The organism is Micromonospora sp. NRRL B-16802, assembly GCF_001279555.1.
Classification (GTDB): Bacteria; Actinomycetota; Actinomycetes; order Mycobacteriales; family Micromonosporaceae; genus Micromonospora; species Micromonospora profundi.
The window spans coordinates 205,263-224,249 of record NZ_LGEB01000053.1 but is presented as its reverse complement, the minus strand read 5'-3'; the positions used below and the strand labels follow the sequence as shown (position 1 = coordinate 224,249).

The window sequence follows — 18,987 nt, the reverse complement described above, 5'->3', positions numbered from 1 at the left end:
GCGGCGTCAGCTGTCGCGGCGCCGGCGCTGGAGCGCCAGGCCGGCGGTCACCGCTCCGGCGACCAGACCGGCTGCCGCCGTCGACGGTACGGCGATCTTTGCCGCTCGCCGGCCGGTGCGGAAGTCCCGCACCTCCCAGCCGTCCTGCCGGGCCTGCCGCAGCAGGGTGCCGTCCGGGTTGACCGCCACCGCCCGACCGACCGCGCGGAGCAGAGGCAGGTCGTTCGCGGAGTCGCTGTAGGCCGCGCAGCGGGACAGGTCCAGCCCTTCCACGGAGGCGAGCTGGGTGACCGCCTCGGCCTTCGCCGGCCCGTGCATGAGGTCGCCCACCAACCGTCCGGTGTACGCCCCGTCGAGCACCTCGGCCACCGTACCGATCGCACCGGTCAGGCCTAGTCGGGTGGCGATCACCCGGCCGATCTCCACCGGAGCGGCGCTCACCAGCCAGACGCGCTGACCGGCGTCCAGGTGGGCCTGGGCGAGCTGGTGGGTGCCGCTCCAGATCCGCGGTGCCATCAGCTCGTCGAAGATCTCCTCCGAGAGCCGTTCGACGTCGTCGACCCGCCAACCCTCGACGAAGGCGAGTGCGGCCTCCTTGGCCTGGGACATGTCACCGGCGTGTTCCCGGGCGAGCACCCGGAACCGGAGCTGCTGCCAGGCGAAGCGCGCCAGGTCGGTGGTGGTGAAGTAGTTGCGGGCGGCGAGCCCGCGAGCGAACCAGTAGATCGACGCGCCCTGCATCATCGTGTTGTCCACGTCGAAGAAGGCGGCGGCGGTCGGGTCCGGTGAGGGTGGGGTCACCGGCGCCAGTTCGGTCTCCGCCCAACCGGCGGTGTGACCGTGGGCGTCGGTGCTGACCGTCACCTTGCGGCTGCGTGCCACGCGACCCCCTTCCTGACCAGGCGCGACGGATGTCTCCAGCGAGGGTATCCGGCGGCAACGGTCGACCGACCACTCACACAGGGAACTGTGGCGTGGTCGGTCGGAACGAGCGGAAAGGAAGCGTTCCGGCAGGTCAGCGGTCGCCGGGGCAGGTGGTCGGCGCGGGCCCGAGGCTGTCGCTACCGGCCGGTGCCGGCAGGCCGCAGGCGATCGCGTCGCGCAGCGCGTCCGAGCGTTCCCGGATGGTGTCCAGCAGCGCCAGCGACCGTCGGGTCCGTTCCCGGTCGGCCCGGTTGGCCCCGTCGAGCAGCTTGCTCACCGCCTTGTGCTGGCTCGCGACGAACGCGTTGACGGTGTCCAGGCTGCTCGGCTCGGCCCGTTGCAAGGCGGCAGCGGTGAGCAGGCGGATGCCCTGCCGGGTGTCGGCGTCCATGTCGTCGAGGACGGCGCTGTAACCGATGGCATCGCCGCGCAGTTCGGCGGCCTCGCCGAGCCTGGTCCGGGCGAAGTCAAGGAAGAGTTGGCCGCGGCTGATGTCCGAGCTGGCCAGGGCGAGCTGGGCGCGTTCGGTCGACCGCTTCATGCCGTACAGCGCGTCGCCGGGCACCGCGTTCTCGCTGGCTGCGGAGATCCCGGAGACAGCGACGGCGCCGGCGGCGATGCCGATCAGGATCGCGCCCCGGGCGCGGGCGCGCCGGGCGGTGGCCGCCGGAAGCAGTGACCCGCGGGCGGTGGTGGCGGCCGGACGCGCCACGGACGGTTCGGCGGTCGCCGGCGTGGTGCCCATCCCGTCGCGTTCGGCGGTGGCGAGCAGCATCGCCCGCAGGCCGGTGCGGAATTCGGGATCCACCTCGGGCGCGGGGGGATCGACGCTGAGCCGCTGGCCCACCGCTACCAGCGGTGCCAGTTGGCCGTCCACCCGGGACCTTACGTGGTGCCGCCGGCCGCCGTTGGCCTCGTCGAGAAGCTGCGCGAAGCGCTTGGCACGCCGGCGGGAGAAGAGGATGTTGTCCACCGCTGGCACCTCCTCTCGCTGGTCACGGCCGGTCGGCCGCCGTCGTTGCCAGCGACCGGTCGGCAGTGTGACACCACGGAGGTGAGGTGCCGTCCGGCGTACCGGTCGGACCTCGGTGTCCCGGGCCTGCCGGGACAACCACCGGTCGCACCCGGAGAAACGCGGCGGACGGGGCACGGGTTACGGGCCGGGCGGAGCGGAAATCACCGAAAGTGATGGCCGTCACCACGCGAAAGCGGCTCTGAGCTGCGCAAACGCAGATCAGCGCTCCGACCGCCCGCCGAACCACTACGGCTGGAAGCCGTCCGGCAGGAGCCGCGCCAGCGCCCGGACAGCCCGGTACTGGAGTGCCTTGATTGCGCCCTCGTTCTTGCCCATGGCACGTGCCGTCTCGGCCACCGAGAAGCCCTGCAGGAACCGCAGCACGATGCACTCCTGCTGCTCCGGATTGAGCTGCTTCACGGCGGTGAGCAGCGCGACGTTCGTGATGTGCTCCACCACCGCCGCCTCCGGGCTGCCCTCCGGGCCCCGGTCCTCCCGATCGGCGTCGAGTACGTCGCCGGTGGTGACCTCCAGCCGGTACCGGCCGGACTTGAAGTGGTCGGCGACCAGGTTGCGGGCGATTGTCACCAGCCAGGCGCCGAGATCGCGGCCCTGCCAGGTGAAGCTGCCGATCCGCTTGAGGGCGCGCAGGAAGGTGTCCGAGGTGAGGTCCTCGGCGAGCTGGCGGTTGCCGACCCGGAAGTAGACGAACCGGAACACGGTGTCCACGTACCGGTCGTAGATGAGGCCGAACGCCTCGGACTCGCCGGCCTGGGCGCGCTCGATGAGCGTCCAGACCTCGGTGGCCGGGTCGGACGGGTCCGGTCGGCTGGGGAACCCGGTAGGGGTCGTCGTCGTGGTGGTGGTGGCCTGAACGGCCGGGATCACCGCCGTCTCGCCCGCTGCCGGATCGCTTGTCACCGCAGGTGTGTCGCCGACGCGGCGGCCCTGGGCCGGCATTGTCGGCCGGGCCGGTGCGACGACCCGGCCACCCGTCGGCATCGCGTTGCCGCCGGGGACCGCTGGTCTCGGTGGCGGCTCGTTCGTGTGTGGACGATTGCGGGTCCGTTGCGCCGCAGTGTCACCCCGAATGGTGGCACCGTGCTGGTCGTCGAGCGGCGCACGGGCCGCCGGACGCTCGTTGACCTGGGCGCGGGTCTGTTGACCGGTCAGGCCGACCGGGCGTTCCGCGTAACCGAAGGCGGTCACCGCGCCGCCCCCGTCCCGTCGTTCGCCGGGCGGGCCGGTCTGCGCGTCGTCGGTGCGGACCGACCGGGCAACCGGTCGGGTAGGACGGTTCCGGGGTGTGCCGACAGGCGGCAGTTCCCCTTGAGGTGCTGGTCCAATGCGCTCACAGGCACGGGGGCCTCCTCGGGCTGAGGGGTGTCGACTCACGGCAAATGGGGTGAGCCGACCCGAGTGATAATAGGGCCAACGTCACCCGCGCGTGGCAAGTCCGTTACACAGGGCGGAAGTATTTCCCCCTGTGTCGCACACATGGCGGACCGCTTGTCCGTCGTGTGCGGTTGACTTTCCGCCGGGCCGGTGATCCAGGACGAAGTCCCTGCTCGGAGCACATTGGCCGGTCGGCCGCTTCACCACGACCGACGGTGGATGGTGTGTGTCCGGCCCGTCGACCGGGGGCAACGCACGTCCCATCAGGGGGACCCGTCAGCACCGTGGACGGCACATATCCGGTCCCGCTGGCGGGACCTGAGCGGTGCTCGCGATCGACTGTCGCGCATGGTCTGTCGCCGCCCGCTGTGCCAGACTCGATCACCGTGCAGGACGCAGCGGCAGACTCCGCGCCGAACCTCGCCGACCCGGTCCGCGGGGCGGCTCTCCACCACGGCGACAAGCCCGCGCTGCACTGGCGGGACGAGAGCATCAACTGGTCCGAACTGGACGTCGCGGTGACCGCCGCCGCGCACGGCCTGGCCGCCGTCGCGCCACCCACCGAGCCCGGCGGCACACCGCCCCGCGTCGCCATCGCACTGCCCAACACCCCCGACTTCGTGATCGGCCTGCTCGGCACCCTGCGGGCGGGGCTGGTCGCCGTCCCGGTCAACCCCGGCCTCACCGCGCCGGAACTGCGGCACGTGCTCGCCGACTCCGGCGCGTCGGTGCTGATCGGCACCGACCGGGTCCGGAGCCTGGTCGCCGAGGTGGCTGCCGAGCTGCCGGTGCTCACCGCTGTGCACGGCACGCCGCCGACCGCTGCGCACGCCACGCCCCCGACCGCTGCGTACGGCACGCCGCCAGCCGCTGCGCACGCCACGTCGCCGACCGCCGGGGCGCCCGGGCCGTCGGCGCTTCCGTCCCGGGGCGGCGACGACCTGGCCGTACTGCTCTACACCTCCGGCACCGAGGGCCGCCCGAAGGGAGCGATGCTCTCCCACCGGGCGCTGCTGGCCAACCACGAACAGGTCGACCGGATCGACCCGCCGGTGGTCGGCCCCACGGACACCGTGCTGCTGGCGCTGCCGCTGTTTCACGCGTACGGGCTCAACTCGGGGCTCGGCGCTGTCGTCCGCCATGGCGCGACAGGGGTGCTGCTCGACGAGCTGGGGCCCACCGCGGGACTGGACGAGATCGCGCGGCACCGGGTCAGCGTGCTGGCGGGCGTACCGTCGATGTTTCTGACCTGGGCCGACGCGCCGGAGGCCCGCGCGGCGACGGCGTCGGTGCGGGTGGCGGTGTGTGGCGCGGCGCCGCTGGAGCGCGCGGTCGCGGCGCGCTTCGCCGAGGCCACCGGACACCCTGTGCACATCGGGTATGGCCTCACCGAGACCGCGCCGATGCTCACCACGACCCTCGTCGGCGGGGTGGCCAAGGCGGGCTCGATCGGCAGACCGCTACCCGGCGTGCGGCTGCGCCTGGTCGACCCGGACGGTGTGGACCTGTGGCGCGACGGCGAGGCCGTGCCCGACGACGACCTCGATGAGCTGGACATCTCCGACATCGCGCCGGGCACCGACCCGGGGCAGATCGTCGTGGCCGGCGACAACCTGTTCGCCGGTTACTGGCCGGACGGCCGCGACGGCCCGGACGCCGACGGCTGGTGGCCTACCGGCGACGTCGCCTACGCCGACGCCGACGGTGACCTCTTCCTCGTCGACAGGCTCGGCGAGCTGATCCTGGTGAACGGGTTCAACGTCTATCCGCGCGAGGTGGAGCTGGTGCTCGGCGGGCACCCCGGGGTGGCCGAGTCGGCGGTACTGGGTGTGCCGCACCCTCGGACCGGCGAGACTGTGCGGGCGTACGTGGTGCCGGCACAGGGGCGGCCGGTGACAAGCGAGGAGTTGCTCGCCCACTGCGCACGGAACCTGGCCCGGTTCAAGTGCCCGACCGCCGTCGAGTTCGTCGACGCCCTGCCACACTCGGCGATCGGCAAGGTACGCAAGATCCAGCTCCGGTCGGCGACGCCAGCCGGCCCGCCCGCATCCGCCGACACCCGCACGGAGGTAACCGATGGCCAGTGACGCCCGGCTCGCTCTGATCACCAGGCCCGGTTGCCACTTGTGCGACGACGCCAAGGCGGCGCTCGACCGGGTGGTGGCGGTCACCGGCGACAGGTGGGTCGAGTGGGACGTGAGCGACAACCAGGACCTGGAACGGGAGTACGGGGACCGGCTGCCGGTGGTGATGCTCGACGGCAAGGAGCACGGCTACTGGCGGGTGGAGGAGGACCGGCTGCTGCGGGACCTGACCACCCCCCAGCTCTGAATCGCACCTATGGTGCTCGGATGAGCCCTGCGCACCCCCACCTGGTGTGGGACTGGAACGGCACCCTGCTCAACGATCTCAGCCTGGTGGTGGCCGCCACCAACGCCGCGTTCGCAAGCGTGGGAGGGCCGTCGGTCACCTCCGAGGAGCATCGGACGAGGTTCCGCCGGCCGATCGCCGACTACTACGCCGAGGTGCTCGGCAAGGCCGTCGACGACGAGGCGTTCGGCCGGCTGGACCGGATCTTCCACGACGCGTACCGAACCGGTCTGACCACCTGCGAGCTTGCCGCCGACGCGCAGACGGCGATGGCCAGCTGGGACGGCAGCCAGAGCCTGCTGTCCATGTGGTTCCACGAGGAGCTGGTGCCGACAGTGCACACCTACGGGTTGACCGGCCGGTTCATCAGGGTGGACGGGCTGCGGGCCACGGTCGGTGGCGGACGCAAGGCCGAGTCGCTCGAACGGCACCTGGCCGAGCTGGGCGTGGACGGCAGCTCGGTGGTGCTCATCGGCGACTCCATCGACGACGCGGACGCCGCGCTGGCCGTCGGCGGCCGGGCGGTGCTCTACACCGGCGGCTTCACCGACCCGGCCCGGCTGCGCGCCTCCGGCCACCCGGTCGCCGACACCCTCACCGACGCGGTGGCACTGGCCACCGGCAAGGTCAGTTCCGCAGGTACGTGAGGACGGCAAGCACCCGCCGGTGCTGCTCGGTGTCCGGTGGGAGGGTGAGCTTGGTGAAGATGTTGCGCACGTGCTTCTCCACCGCGCCGTCGCTGACAACGAGGGCGCGGGCGATCGCCGTGTTGGACCGCCCCTCGGCCATCAGGGACAGCACCTCGCGTTCGCGCGGGGTCAGCTCGCGCAGCGGGTCGTCCCGGCGTCGGCGTGCGAAGAGCTGGCTCACCACCTCCGGGTCGAGCACAGTGCCGCCGGCCGCCACCCGGCGCAGCGCGTCCAGGAACTCCTCGATAGCGGCCACCCGGTCCTTGAGCAGGTAGCCGATCCCGCCGCCGGACCCGCCCGCGGTGGCCAGCAGGTCGTCGGCGTACGACACCTCGACGTACTGGGAGAGCACCAGGATCGGCGTACGCGGCACCAGCCGGCGGGCCTCCACCGCCGCCCGCAGCCCCTCGTCGGTGTGTGTCGGTGGCATTCGGACGTCGACGATCGACACGTCCGGCCGGTGCTCCACCACCGCCTCGACAAGCGCGTCGCCGTCGCCGACGGCGGCCACCACCTGGTGCCCACTCTCGGTCAGCAGCCGCACCAGCCCTTCCCGGAGCAGGACGGCGTCGTCCGCGATCACGATGCGCATGGGTGTGGTGTCTACCACGTCGGGACTCCCGTGCGGGTCTCGATGCTCGCTCACAGTGGGAGATCGGCCCGGATCTCGGTGGGCCCACCGGTGGGGCTGATCACTGTCAGCTCGCCACCGGCAGCCCGGACCCGGTCGGCGATGCCGGCCAGACCGTGCCCCTTGGCCAGGTCGGCGCCGCCCTGCCCGTCGTCGCCCACCCGTACCTGGAGGTGGGTGCCGTGCCGGGTCACGGCGACAGTGGCCTCGGTGGCCCGGCTGTGCTTGGCGATGTTCGTCAGCGCCTCGGCCACCACGAAGTACGCGGTGTTCTCCACCGCCGGGTCGAGCCGCCCGCCGGGCGTGCCGAGCTGCGGGTCCACCTGTAGCTCGATGGGGATCAGCCCTCGGCCGGCGAGCGCGGCCAGGGCGCTGGGCAGCCCTCTGTCGACCAGGATCGGCGGGGCGATGCCCCGGGACAACGCCCGCAGTTCAGCGAGGGTGTCCCGGGTCTGGGTGACCGCCTCGTCGATGGTCCGGCCGGCGGCCTCCGGGTCGGAGGCGAGCTGGAGCCGGGCCCGGCTGAGGTCCATCGCCAGCCGGACCAGGCGCTGCTGGGGGCCGTCGTGGATGTCGCGTTCCAGCCGACGCAGGGCGGACGCCTCGGCGGACACGGCTGCGCGCTTCTGCTCCTCCAGCACTGTGATCCGGTCGCGCATCTCGGCCACCCCGGTCAGCATGGCCTTGGCGAAGCTGGCCTGGAGCAGCGCGCAGCCCCGGACCACGATCGGCAGCGTGATCAGGAAGAACACCCCGAGCGCGGTGTACAGCCCGATCCGGGCGGTTGTCGAGTCGCCCAGGCCGAGCAGTTGTGCCAGGTCGCTGTCTCCGTCGGCGTCGGCCTGGGGCAGCGCCCAGTCGTACGCCCAGTAGAGGGAGCCTGCGATCGCGGCGGCCCACCACACCAGGGTCACCACGAAGGTGCCCACCGCCGCGACCAGCCGCAGGATGCCGTGCGCAAGATCGAGCCAGGACTGGGCGTCCCGGATCGGTACGAAGATCCGCCGCCAGGCGTTCGCTCCCGCTTCGGGTAGCCGGTAGTGCGGCCGGATCCGGGGCTGCCGGAGGACTGCGGGCAGCCGCAGCCGCTCGATGTCGGCGAGCCCACGGGCGGCGTACAGGGTGCCGCTGAGGATCGGCAGGCCGATCACTGTGACCACCAGACCGACGCCGACCGCGAGGCCCACGACGAGGACGACGAAGCTGGCCACGGCCAGGGGGAGGCCGAGCAGCACGTACCCGGAGTCGACGAAGAGCTGGCGGGGAATGCTGGGTGCCAGCGTCCGGGGATCGCTGGCGGCGGTAGCGGCGGTCATGCCAAAAGGCTAGGCACCGAGGCTGCCCGTCCCCATCCCGAAGCCCAGCCTCTCTCCCGTAGTGCTGTCCCTACCCCGACCTCCTCCGGCGCGTCGATCTTGCACTTGTGGTCGCCAGATTGCCCGGTATGGGGCTACTGCGGGGGCAGCAACTGCAAGATCGCGGAGTTAGTGACGCACGGCGCGGAATTAGTCAGAGAAGTCGGGATTGAGCAATAATCGCCCCGAGCGGCCGACAGTCGGTTGGCTGCTGAATCGATCTTGCGAAAGGGAGGTGCTGGTGAGGCCGCGTCACGGGGCGACAAGATCGCGATTTGTGCACGTCTTCACAAGCGCCTACTCTGTAGTTCCGACGCGCCCTGCTAGCACAGCCGGCAATCTCGGTCGCCAGCGGGAGTCCACAAGCGGCCGACCTGCGACGTTGGCCGAGGATCGCACCGCACGGAGTCTCATGAGTCAGCACCGTCACCCAGGCGCGTCCGGCCGCGCCGGTGCCGTACCGACGCTCCCGGACCTACCCGAGGCGACCGTCGCTCGGCTCCCGGAGTACCTGCGCGCGCTCCACAACCTCGCCGACGCCGGCCACGAGACGGTCTCCAGCGAGGGCCTCTCCGCCGCCGCCGGGGTCAACTCCGCAAAGCTCCGCAAGGACCTCTCGCACCTCGGCTCGTACGGCACCAGGGGTGTCGGCTACGACGTCGCGTTGTTGATCGAACAGATCGAGTATGTGCTCGGGCTCACCCAACGTCGCGCCGTCGCTCTGGTGGGCGTGGGTAATCTCGGTCACGCTCTGGCCGGCTACGACGGCTTCGCGGGCCGCGGTTTCCGGATCGTGGCGCTGCTCGACGCCGACCCGTCCCGTGTCGGCGAAGAGATCAATGGGCTGACTGTCCGACATGTCGACGAGCTTCCGGCGGTCGCCGCTGCGGAATCGCTGGCCATCGGCGTGATCGCCACCCCCGCCGCGGCCGCCCAGAGCGTCGCCGACCAGCTTGTCGCGGTCGGCGTGACGAGCATCCTCAACTTCGCGCCGTGCGTACTCTCGGTGCCGGAGGGAGTCGACGTGCGCAAGGTCGACCTCGCCATCGAGCTGCAGATTTTGTCCTTCCACGAGCACCGCAAGGCGTCGCTGATCGCGCTGCCCGCCACCGGCGGGTCCGCCCTCACCGCTCTGCCGGGCGGGCTCGCGACCACCGACACCCAGGAGGCGATCGGCACGTGAAACTGCTTGTCGTCGGCGCGTCCTACCGGACCGCCCCGGTCGCCACGCTGGAGCAGCTGGCCGTACCCCCAGCCGACCTCACCCGCACCCTCGACCGCCTGGTCGCTCAGCCGTACGTGAGCGAGGCGGTGCTCGTCTCCACCTGCAACCGGGTGGAGGTCTACGCCGCCGTGTCCGGTTTCCACGGTGGGCTCGGCGACATCTGCGCCGTCCTGGCCGAGCAGGCCGGCTGCCAGCCGGCGGCGCTCGCCAGTCACCTGTACGTGCACTACGACACCGCAGCCGTGGACCACGTCTTCCGGGTCGCCAGCGGTCTCGACTCGATGGTGGTCGGCGAGGCGCAGATCCTCGGCCAGTTGCGTGACGCCTACCACTGGGCCAGCGGCGCCGACTCGGCCGGCCGTCTGCTGCACGAGCTGATGCAGCAGGCGCTGCGGGTCGGCAAGCGGGCCCACTCCGAGACCGGCATCGACCGGGCCGGCCAGAGCGTGGTCACCGCCGCACTGGAGCTGGCCGCCGGGCACCTCGACGGCGACCTCGCCGACCGTCCCGCCCTGGTGATCGGTGCCGGTGCGATGGGTTCACTCGGGGTGGCCACGCTGTCGCGCCTGGGTGCGGGGCCGCTCACCGTCACCAACCGGGGCCTCGACCGGGCCGTCCGGCTCGCCCAGTCGTACGGGGCGGGCGCCGCGCCGATGACCGAGCTGACCGACACCCTTTCCACAGTGGACATCGTAGTGGCCGCCACCGCGTCCGCTGAACCGGTCCTCACCCGCCAGGTGGTCACCGCCGCGCTTGCCGAGCGGGATCTGGGCCGGGGCCCGCTGGTCCTGCTCGACCTCGCCGTGCCGCGCGACGTCGAGGAGGGCGTCGCCGAGTTGCCCGGCGTCGAGGTGATCGACATCGACCGGATGGCAGGGCTGCTCGCCGACGGTCCCGCCGCCGCCGACACCGCCGCCGTCGAGCAGATCGTGCTCGGCGAGGTGGAGAGCTTCCTCACCTGGCTGCGCGGCGCCGACGTGGCACCCACCGTGGCCGCGCTGCGCGGCCGGGCCGACGACGTCGTCACCGCCGAGCTACGCCGGTTGGCCCAGCGTCGCCCCGACCTCGGCGACGACCTGCGCGCCGAGGTGGCCCGCACCGTGCACCGGGTGGTGCAGCGGCTGCTGCACCAGCCCACCGTCAAGGTCCGCCAGCTCGCCGCCGAGCCCGGCGGCGACCAGTACGCGGCACTGCTGCGTGAGCTGTTCGACCTTCAGGTGCCGCAGACCTCGCCGGTGGACACCGTCCCCGACGTGCTGACCCCCGACCTCGGTGCGGCGCTCGCGGGCGTCGACCCGACGGTCGGCGCGGACACCCCCGACCCCGCCCCGCCCACCGGAGGTGCCCGATGACCGCCCCCCTGCGACTCGGCACCCGGGGCAGCGCCCTGGCGATGGCCCAGTCCGGTCAGGTCGCCGAGGCGCTGACCGCCGCCACCGGCCGGCCGGTCGAGCTGGTCGAGGTGCTCACCGCCGGCGACCAGTCCAACGCGCCTGTACACCGGCTCGGCGTCGGGGTGTTCGTCTCCGCGCTGCGCGACGCGCTCACCGCCCGGACCATCGACTTCGCTGTGCACTCCTACAAGGATCTGCCCACCGCGAGCGACGGCGGGTTGCTCGTCGCGGCCGTTCCGCCCCGGCAGGATCCGCGCGACGCGCTGATCGCCCGCGACGGTCGGACGCTCACCGAACTGGCACCCGGGGCGACAGTGGGCACCGGCGCGCTGCGTCGCATCGCCCAGTTGAACGCCCTCGGCCTGCAACTTGAGGTCACACCGATCCGCGGCAACGTGGACACCCGCCTGGCCCGGGTGCTCGGCCCCGACGCCGACCTGGACGCCGTCGTACTGGCGCGGGCCGGGCTTGCCCGACTCGGTCGGGCCGATGTGATCACCGAGACGTTGGACCCGATGCTGATGCTGCCCGCACCCGCCCAGGGCGCGCTGGCCGTGGAGTGCCGGGCCGACGATCAGGACCTGATCGAGCTGCTCGCGCTGCTCGATCACGCACCGTCGCACGCCGCGGTCACCGCGGAACGCGCGTTGCTGGCAACCCTGGAGGCCGGGTGCAGCGCACCCGTCGCCGCCTATGCGGAACTCGCCGAAGGTGACACCGGCGATGAGATCTACCTGCGCGGGGCGGTGATCAGTCCGGATGGCACTCGTGACCTTCGGCTGTCCCGCACCGGAACGCCCGCCGACGCGGCGGAGATCGGTAAGGCACTCGCCGCCGAACTCCTCGAACTCGGCGCCGACTCGATCCTCGGCCACGAAGGACACACCGGCCCGGGGACCCAGGAATTTGGGAGCACAGAATGACCCGCACCCGTAAGCCCGTCGGTCGTATCGCATTCGTCGGGGCGGGCCCCGGTGACCCGGGCCTGCTGACCCGTCGGGCGCACGACGCCCTGGTAGACGCCGACCAGGTCATCTACGACCGGGGAGTCCCCGACTCCCTGCTCGCCGTCGTACGCGCCGAGGCCAGGGACGACGCCCAGTTCACGCCTGCCGAAGGCGCACCGGGGGACGTGGCGAAGGTGTTGATCTCCGCTGCCCGGTCCGGGCTGAACGCGGTGCACCTGGTGGCCGGCGACCCGTTCGGCCACGACTCGGTGGTCAAGGAGGTGCAGGCGGTGGCCCGCACCGCCGCCCACTTCGAGGTGGTGCCCGGTGTCGGCCAGGCCGAGGGCGTGGCCACCTACGCGGGTGTTCCGTTGCCTGGCGTGCGTACGGCCGCCGACGTCGAGGACGTCACAGCGCTGGACTTCGAGGCGCTGGCCGCTGCCGTCGGTCGGGGTTCGCTCGCGCTCGCTGTGGACGCCGGTGATCTCGCCGCCGTCCGGGACGGTCTGCTGGCCGCCGGGATCGACGGCACCACGGGCGTCGGGGTGACCGGCGACGGCACCGGCGAGACCCAGTACACGACGACGTCGACAGTTGACAGCTTCGTGGCCGCCGCGCTCGGCTTCACCGGCCGGGTGGTGCTCACCATCGGTGCCGGTGTGGGGCAGCGCGACAAGCTGAGCTGGTGGGAGAACCGCCCGCTGTACGGCTGGAAGGTGCTCGTACCGCGTACCAAGGAGCAGGCCGGCGCGATGAGCGCCCGGCTGCGGGCGTACGGGGCGATCCCGTGTGAGGTGCCGACCATCGCTGTCGAGCCGCCGCGTACCCCGGCGCAGATGGAGCGGGCCGTCAAGGGTCTTGTCGACGGCCGATACGCCTGGGTGATCTTCACTTCGGTCAACGCGGTCCGCGCGGTCTGGGAGAAGTTCGCCGAGCACGGGCTGGACGCCCGGCACTTCGGCGGCGTCAAGATCGCCTGCATCGGTGAGGCCACTGCGGACGCGGTCCGCGCGTTCGGCATCCAGCCGGAGCTGATCCCCGCCGGGGAGCAGTCCTCCGAAGGGCTGCTTGCCGAGTTCTCGCCGCACGACGAGATCCTCGACCCGGTGGGCCGGGTGCTGCTGCCGCGCGCCGACATCGCCACCGAGACGCTCGCCGCCGGGCTCACCGAGCGCGGCTGGGAGGTCGACGACGTGACCGCGTACCGGACGGTGCGGGCCGCGCCGCCGCCCGCCGAGATCCGGGACGCCATCAAGTCGGGCGGATTCGACGCCGTGCTCTTCACGTCCAGCTCGACAGTGCGCAATCTCGTCGGTATCGCGGGGAAGCCGCACGCCCGTACCGTTGTTGCTGTGATCGGGCCCAAGACGGCGGAGACCGCGACGGAGTTCGGCCTGCGGGTCGACGTCCAGCCGCCGCACGCCTCGGTGCCCGACCTGGTGGAGGCGCTCGCCGCCTACGCCGTCGAGTTGCGCGAGAAGCTGGCCGCCATGCCAGCCAAGCAGCGCCGCGGCTCGAAGGTGCAGGGGCCGACCGCCCTGCGCTTCCGGTAGCCGTCCGAGGAGGCCGAACATGTCGTACCCCGAGATCCGGCCACGCCGGCTGCGCCGCACCCCGGCGATCCGGCGGCTGGTGTCCGAGACCCGGGTCGACCCGGCCGAGCTGATCGTCCCGATGTTCGTCAAGGAGGGGCTGACCGAGCCCCGGGCCATCGCGTCGCTCCCGGGGGTGCTCCAGCACTCCCGGGACTCGCTGCGCAAGGCTGCCGCCGAGGCGGTCCAGGCCGGTGTCGGCGGGATCATGCTCTTCGGGGTGCCCGAGCGGCGTGACCCGACAGGCTCCGGCGGCATCGACCCGAACGGCATCCTGAACGTCGCCATCCGCGACGTGGTGGCCGAGGTGGGCGACAACACCGTAGTGATGGGCGACCTGTGCCTGGACGAGTTCACCTCGCACGGGCACTGCGGGCTGCTCACCCCCGGCGGTGAGGTGGACAACGACGCCACCCTGGCCGCGTACGCCGAGATGGCGGTGGCCCAGGCCGCCGCCGGGGTCGGCGTGGTCGGGCCGTCCGGCATGATGGATGGCCAGGTCGGCGTCATACGCCGGGCGCTCGACGCGGCCGGCTACCAGGACGTGGCAGTGCTGGCGTACGCCGTGAAGTACGCCTCGGCGTTCTACGGTCCGTTCCGGGACGCTGTGGAGTCTGCGCTGGAGGGGGACCGACGCACCTACCAGCAGGACCCGGCCAACCTGCGCGAGTCGCTGCGCGAGGTGGCGCTTGACGTCGCCGAGGGCGCCGACATGGTGATGGTCAAGCCGGCGCTGCCGTACCTCGACGTGGTGTCGGCGGTCCGGGCCGCGGTGGACGTCCCGGTCGCCGCCTACCAGGTCTCCGGGGAGTACGCGATGGTCGAGGCGGCCGCCGCGAACGGCTGGATCGACCGCGAGCGGGTGATTCTGGAGACGCTGACCTCGATCAAGCGGGCCGGAGCCCAGATCATCCTCACGTACTGGGCGGTCGAGGCCGCCCAGCTCCTGCGCGAGCGATACTGACCCCGAGGTCCGACCCCGGCCACGCTGTCTTCCGAGCGTGTGGGGGCGGTACCGGCTCGCGCACGGTTAGCGCGTCCTGACCGGGTATCCCGTCGACGGGCGGCGCGGTAGAGATTCCCGGACGTGCCGGCCCGCGGACCGACCGACCTGTGGACCCACCGGCAATAACGGCTTGCGGAGCGTAACCACATGACGAGCCGCCACCACGCCTCCTCCCGCCTTTGCTTTGCACCCATGACGGCGACGCTCACCCTCCGCTTTCGGCGCATATTGAGCTGCAGAGCAAAGGGGGCGGGCGTGGGGTGGTGTGTCTGCTGACGAGGATCGGAGCCTTCCTGGTCAGTCCGGTGGTGGGCCTGGCCTGGTCTGGCTGCCCGACGGGGGCAGCGTGCAGCCCTGTGACGCGCTGTAGCGGCGGTGTAATTGGCGCCGCAAGCACGGAAAGTTACCCGCCGAGCCGCAGGCGTTGTCCACAGGTCAGCTAGTTGTCCACAGGCCCGGCAAGCGGGATTGCGGCCAACTCCACCAGGCGGGACGGTGGCGGCATGAGTGATTCGTCTGCCGCACCCGAGCCGGCCCTCCTCACCGAGCCCTCCGATGCGCCCTGGCCGGCCGCCGGCATCGTTCGGGCGGTCCGCCGTCGCGCCGACCTGAGCCAGCGCGAGCTGGCCAGGTGGGCGGGTGTGCACCATGCCACCATTGGCCGAATCGAGGCCGGCCGCATGGTGCCGAGCATCGTCCTGCTCCGGCGCATCATCGGTGTGGTGGGCTGCCGGCTGGCCGTGGTGGACGAGTTCGGCCGGGTGCTGAAACCGATGCGGGACTGGCAGGACACGTACAACGGCGCCGAGCGTCGCTACCCGTCGCACCTCGACACCATTCTCGACCCTGAGCTGGGTGAGTGGTGGGCGGACATCTACGGGCTGGCCCGCCCGCCTGAGACGTTCTACCGCGACCGGGCAATTCGGGACGCGATGCGGCGCCTTAGCCAGTGGGAGGTGCGTGTGGCCCAACACCGGCACCTGCCCCGACCGCCGTGGCCCCCGCGCGGGGTGGTCTGACCTTGACACCAGTGAGGCCCGCCGGTCCGGAACGGACCTGCGGGCCTCACCGGGAACGCGCGACGTCAGTCGTCGTTGGTGATGGTGCCCACCGCCAGTGGATCGGCCAGGCGCAACCCGGGCACACCCGCCACCAGTAGCGTCAGCTTCTCGTCCGACTCCCGCTTGCGGTCACCGCGCACGGTCACCGGGAAGGCGACCGACGTCTGCCCGGCGGCAAGGGTCCGGCAACCGACGTACGGGTCGAAGTCCGAGCCGACCTGCGCGGTCACACCGACGGTGGCGGCGCAGACCAGCACCGGCTGGGACAGCGGCCGGGACACGGTGGCGGTGAAGGTGAGCTGCCGGGTTCCCTGGTTGCCCTCGACCACAGCCGTGTCGGCCACCGTCAACGACGCCCGCGAGCGGAACCGGGCCACCTGCGGGTCGTGGTCGCTGGAACCGCGCGACCCGTCAGCTGTGAACTCGGCCGGCCAGTCGGCGTTGATGTGCGCCGCCCGCACCTGCACCAGATCGCCGTAGAGCGCGTCGTTGACGAACAGATGGTCGAGCGTCTGCGCCTGCCCCTCGAAGCTGTACGAGTAGGCCGACGACGGCACGTCCGCGACCAGGTTGTCCCACAGGTTGTGCAGGCCCGCCTCGTACAGCGGGGCGAGCTGGTCCGACGGGGTGGGCTGGCTGCCCGTCGCGATCGGGTCGTCCGGACGCGGGAAGACGTTCAGGTCCCCGCCGTACACCACACGCGCGTGCGCGTCGGACGCCTCGATGGCGGTGACGATCGCCGCGCCGTACGCCGCCTGCTCCCGACGCTGCCCCACCCGGCTGTCGGGGCCGGAGGAGTAGTGGTTGCTCAGCGCGTACAGGGTGAACCGCTCGGTCGAGCCGGGTGCCGCGGCCACGCTGAACTTGCCCAGCTGGGGAGCGCGGGTGAAGACGTTGTTGCCGTCCCGCCCGGTGGAGGTGTCCACGTCTGCCGGCAGCACCGCGTTGAGGGCCTTCGGGTTCTGCACGTCGGCGTTGCCCGGCAGCCCCGCAGCGCGGTACTGGACGGTCGGCGCCGACCCCAACAGCGGGTCGCCAGCCGTCGCTGCGGCAAGCGAGAGCCTGTCGGTGCGGTACAGGAAGGCAGCGGTGATGCCGCGGGCGTCCGCGCCGGTCCGGTCATAGGCAGCGGCGTACGCCGGCCCGCCGGCCGCCGCCACCGCGAGCGCCAGCTCCTGGATGCTGTCCGGCGCGCCGTCGGCGTTGTCGGTGTCACCGCAGGCCAGCACCGTCCCGGACACCGTGCAGATGTCCTGGTCCTCGGCCTCCTGCACCAGGATCAGATCCGGTGCGTGCAGATCCTTGACGATCTGGTCGGCGAGCGCGGTCAGGTGCTCCCGGTAGTCCGCCTCGCTGCTCGGCACGTAGTCGAACGGCGGGGTGACGCCGGTGCAGCCGGCGTTACCGGCGAAGTCGCAGCCGTCGAACGGGTCATCGCGGTAGTCGTACAGGTTCTCCACGTTGTAGGTGGCGACCGCCAGCTCCTGCGAGCGGTCGGCAGGCTTCGGCGGGCTGTTCCGCGACGGGTCGGCCCCGGCGGCGAAGTCCGCCTGCTCGACCTGCACGCCGTACTTCTCGAACGAGTAGTAGACGCCGCCCACCGCGTCCGCGCGCAGCGTGTCGAACGTGCGTACCGGGGGGAGCAGCGCGGCGCTGTCCCCGGCGGTGGCCTTCACGCCCATGCTGCCCAGCAGCACGCGCTGCCCGTTGCCGTCGTCGAAGCGCCGGGTCGGGTCGTTGTCCAGCGGGTGCGAGTCCCGGAAGACCCGCCGGGCGTACGGGTCGGCGCGGTCCAACAGCGGGTCGTCCCGGTCGACCACCCACAGCTCGGCGTCGGCTGTGGACGAGAAGACGTCCCGGCCGCTCACCGCGCCGCTGCCCGCGCGTACCCGCATCCGGGAGCCCTCGTGCCGCTCCCAGAAGCGCTGCGCGTCGGTCAACTCGACGGGCGGCACCGCGTCGGTCACCGCGACCGCCGAGTTCACATCCAGACCGGTGGCGATCCGGCGGACCAGCGAGGCACCGGAGAGCTGGGTGAAGTTGAAGTACTCCGACACCCGTGCCCGGAGCACCACCTCGTCGCCGACCGTCGGCACGTAGCCGCCGATCAACGAGGTGAACGTGCCCATGAACACGAAGATGCCGTCGGAGCTGGTCGGGTCGCCGTCGGTGTCACCGGTGCGGCTCTGCAGGAAGAAACCATGCTGCTCCGCCCCGGCCGACGTACGCGCCCGGGTCAACTGGGTGATCACGCCGCGTACGTCGTACATCGTGCTGCTCGTGCCGTTGCCGCTCGCCGGCGCGAGCGGTGACCGGTCGGTCGGCCCCGACTCGGCGTCGGTGGTCGGGCCCTGCACCTCGCCGACTGTCAGCTCCCGGGTGACCTGCACGGCAAGCGCGCAGCTCGCGCTGCCGCCGTCCGCGTCGGTCGCGGTGACGGTGACGGTGTACGCCCCGGCGGCGAGGTCGGCGCTCGTGCCGATCGTGGCGCGGGCGGTGCCGCCAACCCCGTCGGCGGGGGTGACAGCGGTACGGGTGATCGACCCGGTGGCCGGCGTCGGGCTGACCCCGGTCACCGCCAGGTCGACGATCGTGTCGTCCGGGTCGGTGGCGGTGACCTCACGGGTCGCCGCGGTTCCCGAGGCCGTCACCAGCGGTCCGCCACAGGTCAGCGTGGCCGGTACGTCGACCGGGCCGCCGTCGTCCACGGTGTGCGCGCCGAGCCCGTCGAACGTGTCGACCGGGAAGCCGGCCCACTGCGCGGCCGGGTCGAACGGATCCGACGGGTCGGTGTCACCAGCGGTCACCGACGGCAGCCGGCGCAGCGTGTTGTCGGCAGTGCTGGTGACGCCGGCACCCCATTCGGTGCCGGGGTCGACGCCCACCTGGCCGATCGAGTCGAGCACTGCGGCACCCCGGCGCAGCACGATCGCGTCGTCGCCGTTGAACAGGCCCGCACCGGTGGTCTGGTCGGCCTGGGCGAGGATCGCGGCCCCGGCCGAGGCGCTGGCGAACACGAACACGTCCCCGGCTGCGACGCTGCCGGTCAACGCGATGGTGGTCGCCGTGGTGGAACCGTTGAAGTAGAGCTGGAGCTGGTAGCCGCCAGCGGCCAGGTCAATGGCCGCGCCGGTGCCGTTGAACAGCTCGATCGCCTTGTTGTTCGACGAGCCCTCGACGTACTCGGAGATGAAAAGGTCGGTGGGCGCGGCGCTGGCCGCGGTGGGTGCGACGCCGAGAGCCGCGACGGTAACAGCGGCGGTGGCGGTCGCGAGCACAGCCATGGTGCGGCGCGGGCGCATAGGGCCTCCACGATGGGTGGACAGGAGTCAACGCACGTTAAGGTGCGCGGCTGTCCACCGTCCATCCCTCATTGGACAGTT

The 18,987-nt window shown here is 72.0% G+C and carries 15 protein-coding genes; 9 read left to right on the top strand and 6 right to left on the bottom strand.

What is annotated here, in order from left to right:
• Positions 1-6 precede the first annotated feature (6 nt).
• From ADK66_RS11325 to ADK66_RS11315, 3 genes are all read right to left on the bottom strand, one after another.
• The gene (locus tag ADK66_RS11325) at positions 7-882 is read right to left on the bottom strand and encodes an HAD family phosphatase (RefSeq protein ID WP_053654175.1); all 876 of its coding nucleotides are present in this window, start codon (positions 880-882) and stop codon (positions 7-9) included.
• Between the two features lie 133 nt (positions 883-1,015).
• Entirely contained in the window at positions 1,016-1,906 is an 891-nt protein-coding gene (locus ADK66_RS11320) for a DUF5667 domain-containing protein (RefSeq protein WP_369814778.1), read from the bottom strand.
• A 279-nt stretch (positions 1,907-2,185) separates the two neighbouring features.
• Positions 2,186-3,148, bottom strand: coding sequence for an ECF subfamily RNA polymerase sigma factor, BldN family (locus ADK66_RS11315; protein ID WP_053654173.1), 963 nt, complete (start codon positions 3,146-3,148; stop codon positions 2,186-2,188).
• A gap of 572 nt (positions 3,149-3,720) precedes the next feature.
• Here ADK66_RS11315 and ADK66_RS11310 point away from each other — a divergent pair.
• Genes ADK66_RS11310 through ADK66_RS11300 form a run of 3 tightly spaced genes read left to right on the top strand, consistent with a single transcriptional unit; the run spans position 3,721 to position 6,351 of the window.
• Positions 3,721-5,421, top strand: coding sequence for an AMP-binding protein (locus ADK66_RS11310; RefSeq protein WP_082377424.1), 1,701 nt, complete (start codon positions 3,721-3,723; stop codon positions 5,419-5,421).
• A complete protein-coding gene (locus ADK66_RS11305) occupies positions 5,411-5,665 on the top strand; it encodes a glutaredoxin family protein (RefSeq protein ID WP_053654171.1) in 255 nt (84 codons plus the stop codon). Before ADK66_RS11310 ends, ADK66_RS11305 begins: the two co-directional genes overlap by 11 nt.
• Before the next feature lie 20 nt (positions 5,666-5,685).
• Positions 5,686-6,351, top strand: coding sequence for an HAD family hydrolase (locus tag ADK66_RS11300; protein WP_053654169.1), 666 nt, complete (start codon positions 5,686-5,688; stop codon positions 6,349-6,351).
• Here the strand turns inward: ADK66_RS11300 and ADK66_RS11295 are convergent.
• Both ADK66_RS11295 and ADK66_RS11290 read right to left on the bottom strand, forming a co-directional pair.
• Positions 6,332-6,985: a response regulator transcription factor gene (locus ADK66_RS11295; protein ID WP_053654167.1), complete on the bottom strand. Its 654-nt coding sequence runs from the start codon at positions 6,983-6,985 to the stop codon at positions 6,332-6,334. The genes ADK66_RS11300 and ADK66_RS11295 overlap by 20 nt on opposite strands.
• A gap of 50 nt (positions 6,986-7,035) precedes the next feature.
• Complete coding sequence (locus tag ADK66_RS11290) at positions 7,036-8,340, bottom strand: sensor histidine kinase (RefSeq protein WP_053654166.1); 1,305 nt, start codon at positions 8,338-8,340, stop codon at positions 7,036-7,038.
• Between the two features lie 451 nt (positions 8,341-8,791).
• Here ADK66_RS11290 and ADK66_RS11285 point away from each other — a divergent pair, with 451 nt between their 5' ends.
• From ADK66_RS11285 to ADK66_RS11260, 6 genes are all read left to right on the top strand, one after another.
• On the top strand, positions 8,792-9,562 hold the full coding sequence (locus ADK66_RS11285; RefSeq protein ID WP_053654163.1) for a redox-sensing transcriptional repressor Rex: 771 nt from the start codon (positions 8,792-8,794) through the stop codon (positions 9,560-9,562).
• Complete coding sequence (locus tag ADK66_RS11280; RefSeq protein ID WP_053654162.1) at positions 9,559-10,956, top strand: glutamyl-tRNA reductase; 1,398 nt, start codon at positions 9,559-9,561, stop codon at positions 10,954-10,956. Before ADK66_RS11285 ends, ADK66_RS11280 begins: the two co-directional genes overlap by 4 nt.
• Positions 10,953-11,921, top strand: a complete 969-nt coding sequence (gene hemC / locus ADK66_RS11275; RefSeq protein WP_053654160.1) for a hydroxymethylbilane synthase — start codon at positions 10,953-10,955, stop codon at positions 11,919-11,921. The genes ADK66_RS11280 and hemC overlap by 4 nt, the downstream gene beginning before the upstream one ends.
• The gene (locus ADK66_RS11270; RefSeq protein ID WP_053654157.1) at positions 11,918-13,498 is read left to right on the top strand and encodes a uroporphyrinogen-III synthase; all 1,581 of its coding nucleotides are present in this window, start codon (positions 11,918-11,920) and stop codon (positions 13,496-13,498) included. The genes hemC and ADK66_RS11270 overlap by 4 nt, the downstream gene beginning before the upstream one ends.
• A gap of 19 nt (positions 13,499-13,517) precedes the next feature.
• A complete protein-coding gene (gene hemB / locus ADK66_RS11265; RefSeq protein ID WP_053654155.1) occupies positions 13,518-14,501 on the top strand; it encodes a porphobilinogen synthase in 984 nt (327 codons plus the stop codon).
• A gap of 545 nt (positions 14,502-15,046) precedes the next feature.
• Entirely contained in the window at positions 15,047-15,562 is a 516-nt protein-coding gene (locus ADK66_RS11260; RefSeq protein WP_053654153.1) for a helix-turn-helix transcriptional regulator, read from the top strand.
• Between the two features lie 65 nt (positions 15,563-15,627).
• Here the strand turns inward: ADK66_RS11260 and ADK66_RS11255 are convergent, their stop codons facing one another.
• The gene (locus ADK66_RS11255) at positions 15,628-18,906 is read right to left on the bottom strand and encodes a lamin tail domain-containing protein (protein ID WP_053654151.1); all 3,279 of its coding nucleotides are present in this window, start codon (positions 18,904-18,906) and stop codon (positions 15,628-15,630) included.
• Positions 18,907-18,987 lie beyond the last annotated feature (81 nt).

What these genes read in the sequence shown, in the direction of transcription:
- ADK66_RS11300 (WP_053654169.1), top strand. Translation starts at nt 5,686, where the DNA reads ATGAGCCCTGCGCACCCCCACCTGGTGTGGGACTGGAACGGCACCCTG.
- ADK66_RS11270 (WP_053654157.1), top strand. Translation starts at nt 11,918, where the DNA reads ATGACCCGCACCCGTAAGCCCGTCGGTCGTATCGCATTCGTCGGGGCG.
- ADK66_RS11290 (WP_053654166.1), bottom strand. Translation starts at nt 8,340, where the DNA reads ATGACCGCCGCTACCGCCGCCAGCGATCCCCGGACGCTGGCACCCAGC.
- hemB (WP_053654155.1), top strand. Translation starts at nt 13,518, where the DNA reads ATGTCGTACCCCGAGATCCGGCCACGCCGGCTGCGCCGCACCCCGGCG.
- ADK66_RS11295 (WP_053654167.1), bottom strand. Translation starts at nt 6,985, where the DNA reads ATGCGCATCGTGATCGCGGACGACGCCGTCCTGCTCCGGGAAGGGCTG.
- hemC (WP_053654160.1), top strand. Translation starts at nt 10,953, where the DNA reads ATGACCGCCCCCCTGCGACTCGGCACCCGGGGCAGCGCCCTGGCGATG.
- ADK66_RS11305 (WP_053654171.1), top strand. Translation starts at nt 5,411, where the DNA reads ATGGCCAGTGACGCCCGGCTCGCTCTGATCACCAGGCCCGGTTGCCAC.
- ADK66_RS11260 (WP_053654153.1), top strand. Translation starts at nt 15,047, where the DNA reads ATGAGTGATTCGTCTGCCGCACCCGAGCCGGCCCTCCTCACCGAGCCC.
- ADK66_RS11255 (WP_053654151.1), bottom strand. Translation starts at nt 18,906, where the DNA reads ATGCGCCCGCGCCGCACCATGGCTGTGCTCGCGACCGCCACCGCCGCT.
- ADK66_RS11285 (WP_053654163.1), top strand. Translation starts at nt 8,792, where the DNA reads ATGAGTCAGCACCGTCACCCAGGCGCGTCCGGCCGCGCCGGTGCCGTA.